Genomic DNA, 14,811 nt, shown 5'->3' on the forward strand with positions numbered 1-14,811 from the left:
ACAAATAAACAACCCGTAAACAGTACTTTGAACCATAAACGGGCAATAAGAATTCTTCACAACAAGAACGTCTAATATTAGTGTGCTAAAGGAGATAACCATGTTGGTACTTCGACTTAATAAAGCAGGCATGCCACAAGAGTGGATAGATGTTGAACAAGCCGCAAAGCTTTACAGTCAAGATAAGGTGCTATTCGAGCTAGGCAGTGATGCCATAACACTCAAAGGAGGCTGGAATCACGAAGGGCTGCAAAGCGAACTTACCCTATCAAGCATTATCGCTTGCGACGGCAAGGTGACAGATTTATCTGGCAAAGTTGTCCTTACAAACCGCTATTTATTTAGACGCGACAGCTATTTGTGCATGTATTGCGGCAACAAGTTTACGCCTAAACAACTTACGCGAGACCACATCATTCCCCGCTCTCGCGGCGGAAAAGATAGTTGGACGAACGTAGCCACGGCTTGTCAGCGATGTAATCATGCTAAAGCAGCGAAAACACCCGAAGAAGCGAATATGCCTTTGCTCGCTGTGCCCTTTAGGCCCAATGTTTACGAGCGTTTTTATTTAATGAACAGACGCATACTGGCTGACCAGATGGCATTTTTAGAAGGACATTTTTCCCACCAGCGGGAATGGAAATGTAACGAATGAAGTGTGACGGATGAAGTGTAATGAATAGCAATGAGCGACCAGTAATTTAAGAAACAGATCGCTCGTTGATAGAAATTTACAGCCCAGTGCTCGTTGTTGTTTGCCGTTCTGTTGTAGCCGACGCTTGAAGGTTGGCGTTGTTATGCTCGCTTTGCTGCTGCATTAGCATTGTCTGTTCTTCTTTTTGCGCTCTAAACCACAAGCTTAACCAATCGGAGCACATTTTGTGCTCTAGCTCATGGGCTTCCGCAGTCGGGCAGAAAAGGCTAACCTTCACCACCACTTTTGCAAGCTCATTGGTTTTGATTTCAACCTCTGGGTCTATACGAATAAATTCTTGTTCTAAATGGCGTTCAATTAAGCCTTTATAACGCTCTGCTACATCGCGAAAGTATTCACAGTGCGCTTGTGCACGGGCATGAAAAGCGGGTAACAAGCTGTAAGCGTTTACGGTAGGCTCGTTAACAATTTCAAAAGAGTGTAAACGGTAGCGGCGCATAAAGTTAAGGTTACGCACGGTTTGGGTAACTAGCTGGCTGTTAGGTACATAAACGTGTTTACCCGTGTAGTTAAAGCTTTCTGGGTCAACTTCTAAAAGCGCTGTCTTTGCCCAGTCCATTTCTACCACTTCACCAATGATGTTGTTCATTTGGATCCAGTCCCCTACCCTGAACGGCCTTGCGCCTAGGTAGTAAATAAAGCCCATAAAGCATTGAATAAATTCACGGGTAGCCAGAACTATGGCAACCATGAACGCGGCAATGGATATCGCGAGCGTTTGTATTTCAGAGCTCCACACCATCATTAATACAATGATGATAAAGGCGTTACCTAATTGCTCTAAAATATTAATCTGGTTTCTTCTGTCTTCACCGCGCTGCGAGCTAATACGCCTGATGAGCAGCAACATACCTTTTTTGATGAAGTGCAATACAATTAAAAGTAGTAGTGATGTCAGCAGTTTATACTCACTGGCAAAGGCAATAAGCTGGTTCCATAACTGCTTAGGGTCTATCACGATCTCCATGTATGCTCCATCTGTGCTGCGAGGGTAAATCTTTGAATAAAAATAAAAAAGCGCCGACGAATGTCAGCGCTTTTCATTATGAAGCATGTAAACTCGTGGCACAATGCCGACCAGTTACAACAACATTAGTTAGTCGCGAATTTGGCCTTCACCGTTCACTAGATATTTCTCAGAGGTCAACGACTCTAATCCCATTGGGCCGTATGCATGTAGCTTAGTCGTTGCAATACCAATTTCTGCACCTAAACCTAACTGGCTGCCGTCAGAGAAGCGCGAAGAGGCGTTAACCATTACCACACTTGCATCTACTGCGCGTTGGAATAACTTGCCTTTTTCAGCATCTTCCGTACAAATTACTTCAGTGTGGTTACTACCAAACTGCGCAATGTGGTCAACCGCAGCGTCGAAATCGTCAACTACACGAATAGCGATTTCTAAACCTAGGTACTCTTCACCGTATGCGTCTTCTGCAATCACGTCTGCGCCATCAAAGTACTGGCTACCTTTTTCATTAACGTGAACTTTAACGCCTTTTTCTTTAAAGGCATCGGCCACTTTGGGTAAGAAATCACCCGCAACGGCTTGGTGTACAACCAGACCTTCCAACGCATTACACACGCCAGTACGCTGTGTTTTACCGTTTAGAAGAATGGCCATGGCTTTGTCTAAATCAGCATCTTTATCTACATAAAGGTGGCACACACCTTTAAAGTGCTGGATTACCGGCACCTTGGCATTATCGGTAACATAGTTGATAAGACCTTCACCACCACGAGGAATAATTACGTCAATGTAATCACGCTGCTCCATTAGCTCTTGCATCAATGCTCGGTCAGGATTTGGAACAACCGTAACCAGTGCTTTCGGCAAGTTGTGTTTCTCCAACACATCTTGCATAAGCTCAGCAATCGCTAAGCTGGTATCCAATGCTTCTTTACCACCACGTAAAATCACAGCGTTACCCGATTTGAAGCACAGCGCGCCAGCGTCGGCAGTAACATTAGGCCGTGCTTCGTATATCATGCACACAACGCCAAGCGGTATACGCATTTTCTTAATTTCAATTCCGTTAGGACGAGTACCAATAACACGCTCTTTGCCCACAGGATCGTCTAGTTCAACAATAACTTCGATGCCTTCAGCCATGGCTTCAATACGCTCATCGTTTAGGATTAAGCGGTCAACCATCGCTGCGTCTAAGTTATTTTCTTTAGCGCGCGCTACTTCCTTTTCGTTTACTTCAATAATTTTGCTTTTATTTGCACGAATTGCCGCGGCCATATCAGTTAACACCGCGTTTTTCTGGCTTTCACTTAAAATTGCCAGTGTACGTGCAGCTTTTTTCGCCTGTTGTGCTAACTCTGTAATAATACTCATTCTTTCTCCAGATTTGCTATGTGCTGATCAGAAATAATTGGCCCGGTTTTTTCCTCAAACTCGTGGGCGAATTCTTCATTTTCCTGATTCGCAATAAAATTCAGTAAACAGCTACTGTAGTTCGACTTGGCTTTTACCAGTTTAGTGCCGTCTTCTTTACGTACTAAAATAGTGTCCCCCACCGAGAACTCACCTTTCACGTCAATAATTTCGCTACTTGTCAGTTGCTCTGCGTCGCTGTCTAAAGAGGCATCGAAGTCCCCTTCTACTATCACCTCGCCCTGCGCGTTTGACGTATGGCGCATCCAATGCACATTTTCTTGCATTGGCTTGGCATGAGGTACGAAATGCGTGCCTGGGTTCTCACCTGCAAGCAGCATATTAAACGACAGTTCAGTAAAGCCGTTAATAATATATGTATCTATACCATGCGAAACGGCTTTTTCGGCCGCTTCAATTTTAGTGCGCATACCACCGGTGCCTACACCGCCTTTTACCGCACCGCCAGCCATGTCATAAATGCTTTGATCAATGGTATTAACTGATTTAAGCAATTGTGCGTCGTCGTGTTCATGCGGGTTTTTATCGTACAACCCATCAATGTCTGAACAGATGATAAGTGCATCTGCTTCAGCCGCCGACGCCACCATGGCCGATAAATTATCGTTATCACCCACTTTCAATTTGTCGGTGGTAACGGTGTCGTTTTCGTTAACGATAGGCAGGATATTGTTATCCAATAAACTGAATATCGTTTCACGGATACTTACGTAACGCTCTCTGTCTCGCAAATCAGCATGCGTTAACAGCATCTGAGCAGACGGAAAATCAAACAGTCTGTCCCACGTGGCAATCATTTCGGTTTGACCCGCTGCTGCCATTGCTTTTTTAACCGCAATGTCTGACTTTTCTTGCTCTGGAAACAGGTGCGCGCCTGCTGCGACAGAACCAGAAGACACGAGTACAACTTGTGTACCGTTGGCTCTGCATCGCACGATAAATTGCGCAATGCTCAAAAGGTAATGACTGCTACAACCTTGTTGGTTGGGCGATATCAATGCACTACCCACTTTGATGACTACGCGTTTCCAATTTGGATGACTCATAATAAACTTTTTAACCTTAAGATTGTTGATTTGCTAATTCTTCACTGGCTTGCGCGAATGTTGCCTGTACGTTTGACGATGGGTTTTCGCTAAAGCGACTTACCAAATAAAGCGTTAACGTACTCACCGCAAACCCTGGAATAATTTCATAAATAACGCTGCTTAACGTTTTACCGTCAGCTAAAACGGGCGCGTAAATCCAGAATAGTACGGTTACCGCACCGCTGATCATGCCCGCCATTGCCGCTTTCGCTGTTAAATCTTTTTTATACAGACAAAACAGTACTAACGGACCAAATGCTGCGCCAAAACCGGCCCAAGCGTTACTTACTAAAGATAAAATTGTATTCGACGCATCCATAGCCAACAGCAATGCAACTACAGCCACACCTGCAACACCATATCGGCCAATTGTTACCGTTTGCTTTTCGCTTAACGATTTTTCTGAAAACTTTTTATTTACCATTACTCGGTAAATATCTTCTGTTAACGAACTTGCGCTAACTAATAGCTGCGACGAAATTGTACTCATTATGGCGGCTAGAATAGCGGCCATTAAAAATCCACTGATAAGTGGGTGAAACAGCAACTGTGAGAAGATAATGAATATCGTCTCTGGGTCGTCAACTGCAAGACCAAACTGGTTAGCGTAAGCAATACCCACAAAACCAGTTGCTAATGCACCAATAATTGTCACTGTCATCCACGACATGCCAATGTTTCTTGCCGTTCCAATGGCTTTAACAGAACGAATTGCCATAAAGCGAACAATAATGTGAGGCTGTCCAAAGTAACCTAAGCCCCAACCTAAACTCGATAGCAACCCTACAATCGTTAGCGTTTCTAACGATTCAGAAAAATTTGGTACAGATTGATAAGCAGCGCTTGTCATTTGCGACACGCTATCAAACTCGGTAAACGCGACAATTGGAACCAGCACAAGCGCAACGAACATAATGCACCCTTGTACAAAGTCCGTAAGGCTTACTGCCAAGAAACCACCAAGTAGCGTATAAGACACCACTACACCCAGCGTAATAAATAGGCCTAGCTGATAGTCGACTGAAAACGCGCTTTCAAACAACTTACCACCTGCAACTAACCCGGCAGAGGTGTATAGCGTGAAAAACAATACGATAATCACCGCTGAAACAATACGTAAGCTTGAGTTAGGCGTATTAAAACGCTTCGCAAAAAACTCAGGCACAGTCAGCGAGTCGTTCGCTACTTCGGTATAAACGCGAAGTTTTGGTGCTACTAGTAAATAATTGGCCAACGCACCTGCAACTAGCCCTATTGCAATGTAAACCGCATCGAAACCGGTTAAGTACATTGCACCTGGTAAGCCCATTAGCATCCAGCCAGACATGTCAGATGCACCTGCTGACAATGCAGTCACTTGAGGGCTGACTTGTCGCCCCCCCAGAATATAACCAGATATATCACTGGTAGATTGTCGGTAAGCAAACAACCCTATCCCTAACATCGCTATAAAATACACCGCTAGTGATAGGTAACTTTCCATTGGCATAACGTTCGTTATTTCCTCTATTGCTCTTCGAAAACTCGTAAATGAAAACGCCATTCAACCTTTGCTAATTCAGATTCAAAAGCAAATAATTAAATCGAACAATAATCATTAGAGCTCTAACAATATAAGGATCTGATAGAAAATTTCAAGTGCAATTTTTAAACAACATCATTTAACAGGCATTTATGTTCAAATTAGCACCAACCATGTTTCACAGCATACTAAGCTAAAAAAAATTTAATAAACTACTTATTATCAATAACTTAAAAACACCAGGTCATTTATGAAACAATTTAACTTTAGCTAAAAAGTCGCAAAAAACAGCAACTTTACCATCAGCTAAAACATTTTCATTAAAAATACTTTGTTACGCGTACTCAGACGAAATAACATCCAAAAGAAGCTTTTCTACAGGTAGTAAATGGGTAAGTTGCGTACAATCTTCACTATGAAGCGAACGAACCCGATTAATTAGCTTCTCACACGCCTTTTCGTCATTTTTCACAGTAAATAGTTTCGGATGAATATAATATTTTCGACATACAGTAGGAGTATTACCCAACTCTGCTGCTACAACTTTACTTAAGGTACTCTCCCACTTTTTAGTTTTAGAAGTGTTCACTTGCTCATAGACATGCGGAAGGTTAGTTAATGCAAACCGGCTAGAAGCCCACGTCCGAAAGTCTTTACAGCTGAACTGCTTACTTAACTCAGAGTGTATAAACGCATTGACGTCCTCACTTGTTACGTCATGCCAATGTTTGTTCGCATCTTGATAACGAAATAAGCAATAACCTTGTTGTTGTGCGCAGTCACAAACTAATGTAGCAAGCTCAGGGTCATTTACTTTTAGTGTTCTTGGTTTGCCATGCTTACCGATGTAAGCAAGTTCAACGCTATCGTCACACTGCGCTTGTACATGCTTGCGCCGCAATGTGGTTAGCCCATATGTATTATTTTCCTTGCTATATTGAGCGTTGCCAACTCTAGCACCAGTGTAATCGAGCAACAGGCACACCAGCGCGCAAGCTCTTTCTTGCGTCCATGTTGGCTGTGAAATTAATGAAAGACAGTGCTCACGGAACTCAGGAAGTGCATTACCAAAGGCAACCAAACGCTCAAATTTTTCTACTTGCTGCTGCTCGTGCCATTTGTTGTGATAGATATATTGTTTACGTCCTTTTTCGTCATAGCCGACGGCTTGAATACTCGCCTTACTATCACGGCTGATAAAAGTGTCGCGCCAATTTGGAGGAATGACAAGCTTTTTGATACGCTTTAGCACGCGCTCTCCTGTGACTTTTTTTCCACTTGCATAGCGATAGTAAAACCGTTTATCACCGCAAGCGATGCGCCTTATTGATAGATGGCTATCATCAGAGTAGACGTTGCAATAGCCCTTAATCCGTTTCATTTATACTTGCTCCTTTTCTTAACCTCAAATAAGACTCTCTGTTAAGGTTATGCCAAGGCCGCTCAGATTCGCTGCGCTTTCCATAAAAAAACTAAAACGATAGCCAAAGCAAAATGTATAACTAAAACTTACAGAAGAACGTTGAGAAATGATCACAACATACAGGTGGCCTTTCCTCTGAGCCTTATGTCTATGTAACATATTGATTCCATGGCTATAACGATTTTTCACACCCTGTGTAAAATAATCACAGTGTAAGTAATTGTCCCAGTCAGTGAGGGTCCATAAACCTCTTATGATATGTTCAAAGCACCTTCCTAAATTACCTTCCCAGTAACTAAATCATATTTAACTTTTGAAAAATCCTTATTAAAAGCAACAACATAAATCCAATACAGCCACAGCCCAAACTAAAGTATGAGCACCGAGACTTGTTCGCCGGAATGCAACTTGAATATCTAAGACATTAGCGATCGAGTTACCTGTATGTTCAGTGCTGGTATAACCAGCCACTCGTTATGACTTGCAAGTAAAACGAATCAATTCATAGAGTCCAAGTAAGAAGTCGAGGATGTAAAAATGACCATTGAAAATCCGAACAGTACTAACTCTGATAACGCCAGTGGCAACGAACATGTGAATTTAAGAGCCAACGTTGTATCAAACGGTGAGTTGCAAGTGGCGGCTGTGTTCCCTTCAAAAATAAAAGTGCAAGAAGTATTAGAAATTGTACAAGAAGAAACGTCGGTTGAAGCGTCTCAAATAGAAATTATTGAAGCGGGCGACCCGCATATGAGCGAAAAGCTTGAACGCAATAGTGCATCCATTGGCAAAAGTATGTGGTCGTCGCACTTATTGCTAGGGTCAGTTGGTCTTATTGTTGGCCTTGTCGCAGCTTCTTTATTAACACTATTCGGGCCTGCGCTTACTCAGCAAAACCCATTATTTACCTTTATAGCACTGATCAGCCCAGGTATATTCATTGGGTTATTTATTGCGGGTTTAATTGGTCTACGCCCAGACAGAAATCAAGTTATCCAGACCGTTAGGCATGCGGTTAGGTTTGGTAAGGTAGCGCTTGTGATCAATCTCAAAAATTCACAGTCATCGTCTAAGGTTTCGCAGTTATTAAAGCAGCACACCGACAAAGTGGTTGAATCCATTCGCTAGTAAGATTAATTACATGATATGAAACACTGCTTAAACAGAGAATATGATAAAGTGACAATAACGCATTGATGAAGTTAGCCGTATTTAAAAGCGCTAAAGGGCAACATACCAAATGTGCTGTGCATTGCCCTTTAGCGTTTGGTCGGCGTTATGTTAAAACTAGGCACCAACTGTATGGATTTGATATTTTTTGATTTAGATGGGACATTATTAAATAAGTCTTCAGAAATTTCTGCGTTTACAAAAGAAACGTTGGGCTTACTTAGCGAAAAGGATATTGCCTTCACCGTTGCTACAGGTCGCACTATGCACTCTGCGCAATTTGTTTTGCAAGGTCAATCTTTTGTCCTTCCGCATATTTACAATAATGGCGTAGCTATATGGGATCCAAGCGGAAATGCGCTAACACTGGAAAACTTACTCGCCCCTAGTGAAGTCAATCTTATTATTGACCACGCAGTTAAGAACAATATCACGCCGTTTATTAACACGGTAAACATGGATAGTGCTGACCACGAACACGTGATTTACCATTCGTCGCCGAAGCATCAGGTGGAACACGATTTAATCGAAAAATACTTTTCGCGAACGAAAGCTAGATTAGCGTCAATCGAGTCGTTACCTGCTAGTGCACATATTACTAATATCAGTATGATTGGCGACGCTGCGCTTGTTTATGACATGTATAAACAGCTGAACATGCACGAAGAGCTCATTGCTTACTCAGGCCCCGCTATCGAAGGAAATGAGTATCGTTGGATGGATGTTCACCACAATCTTGCGAATAAAGGGAGTGCGGTAGAGCTTTTGCGCCAACAGTTGAATGCAAGCAACGTTATTGTGTTTGGCGACAGTGATAATGATTTAAGTATGTTTAAGCTAGCAGACGAGGCTTATGCACCTTCTAACGCTAAACCTTATATCAAAGACGCCGCCACTTCCGTCATTGGGCATCACGATGAAGATGGAATCGCCCGCTTTCTACGAGAGCGATTCTCACTTTAGAAGATGCTGATTAAAAAGCATCGTGAAAATGGTAGCCTTCAAACTATATGAATTAGGTTAGTTAATTAAGGCTACCACTCTATAGGCTCTCTATCTTTTAAGAATTGGCCATGGGGGCCGCCCTCTTCCATGGTTGCTAACCAAATAGCCGTATCTGCTCCCTCCTCGGGCGTTTTGGGCGCATCACTTCCACCCATTCTGGTATGCACCCAACCCGGGGTCATGCTATTAACGGTTACATCAAGAGACTTACCGTCAGCAGCTTCATCAACTACCGCTGCCATCTTAACCGTAAGCGCATTAATAGCAGCCTTTGTTATCGCATAGCACATTGGCCCTTTCAGCCCCTCGGCGAAGCTACCGTAACTAGAGCTTACATTGATAATACGTCCAAAACCTCGCTCAATCATTTGCGGTAACGTTTGCTGGATAAGTGTAAGCGGGGCGTTCACATTAATTTGCATCGATTTAGCCAACGTCTCAGAATTTACATCTTTCCATGGCGTATCGTCTAAGATACCTGCATTGTTTATGAGGATATCAATAGGGCCATACACGGCCTCAGCTCGAACAAACGCATCGACGATGGCGGTTTCGTTATCAAGAGGCATCTCAATAATATGCAAATCCCCTCCCACAATATCTTTCTTGGCTTCAAGGCCGGCCTCTTCGTCTCGACACCCCATAAGCACTTTATAGCCTTTAGACAGCATTCCTTTTACTATTTCTAGACCTATACCTCTGTTTCCACCTGTAACTAATACGTTTTTCGTCATTGCCAATACACTCCTTGCATTTACGCTTGGGCTTGTTTTGCCTCAAAACGATTGGATAAATAAAAACACAGCGGGAAGATTACACTCCACACTAGAGCGATAAAAATATAAGAAAGCACAACGCTTGCGCCCAATTCAACCGCGCCGAATTTGGCGCCGGCGATATAACTGAGCGGCGCGAAGATAGCTCCAGCAAGCGCCGCAACGGCCATTCGACCATTAAAGGCAGTTAAACTGTGATAGACCGTACCTGCAAAGGCTGCCCATAAAAGACTTAGCCAAATTGGAATTGGCCAGAAGCTGACCAGCGTTTCTGTCTCGTTAAAAATGAACAGCCCGCTTAGGGTTAAAAGTGCATCAACCACCGTGCCCAGTAAAAATACCGTGCCCATTAGCTTTATATCTTCCACTCGCTTGGGCGAAATGACTATCCATAGAAGGATTAACCCTAACACTGGAATTACTGCTTTATTCTGGAATAAGATGACCAGCCACCAAATTCCTTGGAACCATACAAAGTTCGCAACCTTTAGTACCGCACTATTCTTCATTTGAAACGCTCATATTTTCAATACCAAAGCATACGTTTACCGGTACGTGATAGTTCAACCCTATTGCGACAAAAGTAAACGAAAACGCTCCAGTGTAAGTATAGATGCATAGACTGTTTGCTCTTTCCAATTACAAAGGATGTGTTAATCGTGAAAATGGTGAAGTATTACGTACTTGGTACATTAGTGGCGTTAGCACTAACGCTGACCGTGCCAGTGATATTGTTAAAAGTGGTATTTGGTTGGATTGCATTTTCCCTTATTGCCGTAAGCAGCGCCTATTTGCTCAACTATCCAAGTCTGTTTCGCAAACGTGAGGATGGCTCAATACCATTCTACATACGCTGGATTTTTGTACCTTTTTTACTGGGCTCTTGGCTTTACAATGAATACGCACGCAGAACGGATAAAGTCCCTCCTCTACAAAAAATCGAGCCGCACTTATTCCTTGCGTGCCGCATGTCGGGAAAACATGTTAGCCTTTTAAACGAAAACAACATTGATGCCATTCTTGACGTAACCGCTGAATTTGATGGACTGGATTGGACGGCATATCAAGAAGATTACCGCTATTTAAACGTACCGGTACTCGACCATACCAGCCCCACTCCTGAACAACTTGTTTTAGCAATAAATTGGTTGAATCAGCAAATTTCTGAAAAGAAAAATGTTGTTGTGCATTGTGCGCTTGGACGAGGTCGCTCTGTTCTGGTGGTTGCAGCCTATTTACTGGCCAAAAACCCTTCGTTGAGTGTAGATGATGCATTACGTGAAATTAACCAGATACGCCAAACAGCAAGGCTCAACAAACGTCAATTAGCATCGCTGCAGCAGATTAGAGATGGTGGCCTACTTTCACTACAAAAGAATCTAACCCTTATCGTTAATCCAGTTGCTGGTGGCGGTAAATGGGAGCAATACCGAGATGACGTTCTTTCTCGATTAAATGAAAAATTCAAAGTGACCGTGAAAGAAACCACACCTGAAGTAGATGGTAAGGCACTAGCAGAAAAGGCAAAACAAGACGGCGCCCACATTATTGTCGCATGCGGAGGCGATGGAACGTTAACTGAAGTCGCATCGGCTTTGGTCAACACCGACGTTACCATGGGGATTATCCCTTTTGGTACAGCAAACGCACTGAGCCAAGTGTTGCATGGCTACATTAGTAAAGTCATGCCTATTAGTACAGCATGTGACATCATTATAGAGGGCAACACCTTAGCCATAGATACCGCGACCTGTAACGACCACGTTATGCTTTTGGTAGCAGCAGTTGGCTTCGAGGAAAAAATGATTTCGGCCGCTGATCGCGAAGAAAAGAATGTAGGCGGCCAGTTTGCCTACCTAAAAGGGCTATGGAACGCGATTTCAAATAACGAAAACATGACGTTTAAAGTAGCAAAAGACAACCAGCCAGCTGAAACCTTAGAAACGCCGAGCTTTGTTATTGCAAACGCAGCCCCAATGACCACAGCACTTGCTCAGGGCGCTGAGCCGCCCGACATCACCGATGGAAAGCTTGATTTGACCTGGCTACTACCTCAGCCCAGCTCTGATAAACAATTCGCATCGTTAGCAGAGCTAGTGCTAAGTCCAGCTGAAGCAAAGAAGCAATCTGAATCAATACGGCACGAACGCGCATCAAGCATAACGTTAACATTTGATAAGCCCACGGCGTATGCTGTCGACGGCGAGATCTACGAAGGCGAAAAGCTTGAGATAAAAACATGCCCTCGAAGCCTTAACGTTCTCACCAATTTTGAAGAAAAGGATTAAGCAGTACATGACTCAGAAAAGTAACTTTGAAGAAATCTATACCTTTCTTAATGAGAAGTTTGCTAACGAAACGGAATACCTACAGGCGGTACACGAAGTATTAGAAGATATTGTTCCTATTTACAATGCAAACAAAGACTACAAAGCGTTCGATATTATAAGACGCATTTGCATGCCTGAACGCATTATTTATTTTACCGTGTCGTGGATGAACAGTGATGGCAATATTGAAGTCAATCAAGGTTGGCGTGTACAGCACAATTCAGCCATGGGCCCTTACAAAGGTGGCTTGCGCTTTCATCCTACCGTCAACTTATCGGTGCTTAAGTTTCTTGCTTTCGAACAGTGTTTCAAGAATGCACTTACTGGCTTGCCCATGGGTGGCGGAAAAGGTGGCTCTGACTTTAACCCCAAAGGACGCTCAGACCGAGATATTATGTTGTTTTGCCAAGCATTCATGCGTGAATTGCAACGACACATAGGCGCGAACACAGATGTACCTGCTGGTGATATTAACGTAGGCGCTAGAGAAATAGGTTATCTCTATGGTGAATACCGTAGGTTAAACAACAGGTTCGAAGGTGTGTTGACAGGCAAGGGGTTAGAATTTGGTGGAAGTTATGTGCGCACTGAAGCCACAGGTTTTGGCTTAATCTACTTTTTAGAAGCGGTTTGTAAACAACGAAATTCTCACATTGAAGGCAATACTATTGCAGTATCTGGAGCCGGAAACGTAGCGTTGCATGCGGCGCTCAAGGCGGTAGAGAAAGGCGGAAAAGTTATTTCGCTGTCTAATAGCCGGGGTCTTCTGCATGTTGAAGAAGGGTTATCGGATACGGCATTAAAATGGGCAATTAACAACCACGCTAACCGAGATAATATTCTTGTGGATATGGCAGATAAAAACATAGGCGAATGGATAGCCGATAAAAAGCCGTGGCATATAAAATGTGATATTGCTTTACCTTGTGCAACGCAAAATGAACTGCTTGAAGCAGATGCCAAGTTATTACTGGATAACGGCTGTAAGATGGTTTTAGAGGGTGCGAACATGCCGTGTACGAATGAGGCACAAGCCCTTTTCTTAGATGCCAAAATTGTTTATGTGCCTGGAAAAGCATCTAATGCGGGTGGTGTCGCCTTGTCGGGATTAGAAATGAGCCAAAACGCCATGTTCAATCAGCGCAATGCGAAGATACTTGATGACCAGTTATACGCTATTATGGAAAGCATTCATCAGCGCTGTGTTGATGAGGGTAAATCTGAAGGCGATGCTGGAAGCAGCTACGTTGATTATATGAAAGGCGCCAATGTAGCAGCATTTCGTAGACTCGCTGACGCAATGGTCGCACAAGGCGTGTAGCGCATATCCCATCTCCCTTTTTCGATAAATTCACGGACTTACTGCCGTGAATTTATCGGAAACTAACTTGTAAAATTTGCGTTGTCCCCTTCCCCAATTCAATGACTCTATGTCACTTCATTTGAAATTTCTTTTAAAAATCAGCGCGTAACAAATATCTCATTCATGGAATAAAAATAGCATTACCACAGGTGTGATTCATTTTTTAGGTATTTATAAGGAACTACCCATGAAAATTTTTGAAGCTTTACGCCAAGACCATGAGAAGCAACGTTTATTGCTAAAGATTTTAGCTGAAACAAGTGGAGATACAGCTGCACGCCGTGAATATTATCAAGAGCTTAAGACACAGCTTGAAAGTCATGCTATTGCTGAGGAGCGCCACTTTTATTCTCATCTTTTAGAAAAAGACGCCACCGCAGATTTGACCCGTCATGGTATTGCAGAGCATCACGAGATTGATGAATTACTGGCGAAGCTTGATGACACCGATATGAGTTCACCTGCATGGTTACGTTATTTAAAAGCACTTCAGGAAAAAGTGGAACATCACCTTGCTGACGAAGAACAAGAGTTCTTCCAGGTTGCGGGTAATGTGCTTAATGACCGCCAGAAAACAAAACTTGCTGATGAATATCAAAAAGAGATGAAACAGGAATTAGACACCGAAAAACTCACTGCATAACATAGCCATGGTATCCATGGCGATAATGTTCAGTCCGAAAGGCGTCATAAAGTAAAAAGCCAGCTACTAAAGCTGGCTTTTGCATATTTAATATTTTTTGCTCTGGCGCGTATAACGACTTACAGAAGCCCTTAGGTGGCTACTTTTTAGCGATGATGTAAACCGCGTGAATTACACCTGGAAAATAACCAAGAATAGTCAATAGAATATTGATCCAAAAATGCGCGCCAATACCTACCTGTAAAAATACGCCTAGCGGTGGAAGTAAAATTGATAAAAGTATACGAATGATGTCCATAGTAAATTCCTTGTTTTTGAAGTAATTTCACAACTCAGTAGGCAAAAAACTCACACTTTGATGAAAGTGTTCAG

The 14,811-nt window shown here is 42.9% G+C and carries 14 protein-coding genes; 6 read left to right on the plus strand and 8 right to left on the minus strand.

What is annotated here, in order from left to right; translation table 11 throughout:
• Positions 1-100 precede the first annotated feature (100 nt).
• Positions 101-655 carry an HNH endonuclease gene (locus tag RJ41_RS11045; protein WP_039220539.1) on the plus strand — a complete coding sequence of 185 codons (555 nt, stop codon included), beginning with the start codon at positions 101-103 and terminating at the stop codon, positions 653-655.
• Positions 656-731: 76 nt separating this feature from the next.
• On the opposite strand, the gene RJ41_RS11050 is transcribed toward RJ41_RS11045, so the two are convergent.
• The 5 genes from RJ41_RS11050 to RJ41_RS11070 all read right to left on the minus strand — a co-directional run bounded on the left by RJ41_RS11050 (position 732) and on the right by RJ41_RS11070 (position 7,110).
• Positions 732-1,682, minus strand: a complete 951-nt coding sequence (locus RJ41_RS11050; RefSeq protein WP_039220542.1) for a mechanosensitive ion channel family protein — start codon at positions 1,680-1,682, stop codon at positions 732-734.
• A gap of 129 nt (positions 1,683-1,811) precedes the next feature.
• Positions 1,812-3,059: a glutamate-5-semialdehyde dehydrogenase gene (locus RJ41_RS11055; RefSeq protein ID WP_039220545.1), complete on the minus strand. Its 1,248-nt coding sequence runs from the start codon at positions 3,057-3,059 to the stop codon at positions 1,812-1,814.
• Positions 3,056-4,165, minus strand: coding sequence for a glutamate 5-kinase (gene proB / locus RJ41_RS11060; RefSeq protein WP_039220547.1), 1,110 nt, complete (start codon positions 4,163-4,165; stop codon positions 3,056-3,058). Before proB ends, RJ41_RS11055 begins: the two co-directional genes overlap by 4 nt.
• 16 nt (positions 4,166-4,181) lie before the next feature.
• Positions 4,182-5,696, minus strand: a complete 1,515-nt coding sequence (gene putP / locus RJ41_RS11065; RefSeq protein ID WP_039220550.1) for a sodium/proline symporter PutP — start codon at positions 5,694-5,696, stop codon at positions 4,182-4,184.
• Positions 5,697-6,063: 367 nt separating this feature from the next.
• A complete protein-coding gene (locus tag RJ41_RS11070) occupies positions 6,064-7,110 on the minus strand; it encodes a DNA topoisomerase IB (RefSeq protein WP_039220552.1) in 1,047 nt (348 codons plus the stop codon).
• 579 nt (positions 7,111-7,689) lie between these two features.
• Between RJ41_RS11070 and RJ41_RS11075 the strand changes: the two genes are divergently transcribed.
• Together RJ41_RS11075 and RJ41_RS11080 are read left to right on the plus strand one after the other, a co-directional pair.
• Positions 7,690-8,280, plus strand: coding sequence for a hypothetical protein (locus tag RJ41_RS11075; protein ID WP_039220554.1), 591 nt, complete (start codon positions 7,690-7,692; stop codon positions 8,278-8,280).
• A 174-nt stretch (positions 8,281-8,454) separates the two neighbouring features.
• Positions 8,455-9,285, plus strand: a complete 831-nt coding sequence (locus RJ41_RS11080) for an HAD family hydrolase (RefSeq protein WP_039220557.1) — start codon at positions 8,455-8,457, stop codon at positions 9,283-9,285.
• A 71-nt stretch (positions 9,286-9,356) separates the two neighbouring features.
• Here RJ41_RS11080 and RJ41_RS11085 read toward each other — a convergent pair whose 3' ends face one another.
• Both RJ41_RS11085 and RJ41_RS11090 read right to left on the minus strand, forming a co-directional pair.
• Complete coding sequence (locus RJ41_RS11085) at positions 9,357-10,061, minus strand: SDR family NAD(P)-dependent oxidoreductase (protein ID WP_014979228.1); 705 nt, start codon at positions 10,059-10,061, stop codon at positions 9,357-9,359.
• A gap of 20 nt (positions 10,062-10,081) precedes the next feature.
• Positions 10,082-10,612, minus strand: a complete 531-nt coding sequence (locus RJ41_RS11090; RefSeq protein WP_039220560.1) for a DUF2878 domain-containing protein — start codon at positions 10,610-10,612, stop codon at positions 10,082-10,084.
• A gap of 150 nt (positions 10,613-10,762) precedes the next feature.
• Between RJ41_RS11090 and RJ41_RS11095 the strand changes: the two genes are divergently transcribed.
• The 3 genes from RJ41_RS11095 (at position 10,763) to RJ41_RS11105 (ending at position 14,439) form a co-directional block, all read left to right on the plus strand.
• Positions 10,763-12,391: a diacylglycerol kinase family protein gene (locus RJ41_RS11095; RefSeq protein ID WP_039220562.1), complete on the plus strand. Its 1,629-nt coding sequence runs from the start codon at positions 10,763-10,765 to the stop codon at positions 12,389-12,391.
• A gap of 7 nt (positions 12,392-12,398) precedes the next feature.
• On the plus strand, positions 12,399-13,754 hold the full coding sequence (gene gdhA, locus RJ41_RS11100) for an NADP-specific glutamate dehydrogenase (RefSeq protein WP_052235454.1): 1,356 nt from the start codon (positions 12,399-12,401) through the stop codon (positions 13,752-13,754).
• A gap of 229 nt (positions 13,755-13,983) precedes the next feature.
• A complete protein-coding gene (locus RJ41_RS11105) occupies positions 13,984-14,439 on the plus strand; it encodes a hemerythrin domain-containing protein (RefSeq protein ID WP_039220565.1) in 456 nt (151 codons plus the stop codon).
• Between the two features lie 139 nt (positions 14,440-14,578).
• Here RJ41_RS11105 and RJ41_RS18915 read toward each other — a convergent pair whose 3' ends face one another.
• Positions 14,579-14,737 carry a YqaE/Pmp3 family membrane protein gene (locus tag RJ41_RS18915; RefSeq protein WP_014949371.1) on the minus strand — a complete coding sequence of 53 codons (159 nt, stop codon included), beginning with the start codon at positions 14,735-14,737 and terminating at the stop codon, positions 14,579-14,581.
• Positions 14,738-14,811 lie beyond the last annotated feature (74 nt).

This window comes from Alteromonas marina (assembly GCF_000808575.1).
GTDB classification, from domain to species: Bacteria; Pseudomonadota; Gammaproteobacteria; order Enterobacterales; family Alteromonadaceae; genus Alteromonas; species Alteromonas marina_A.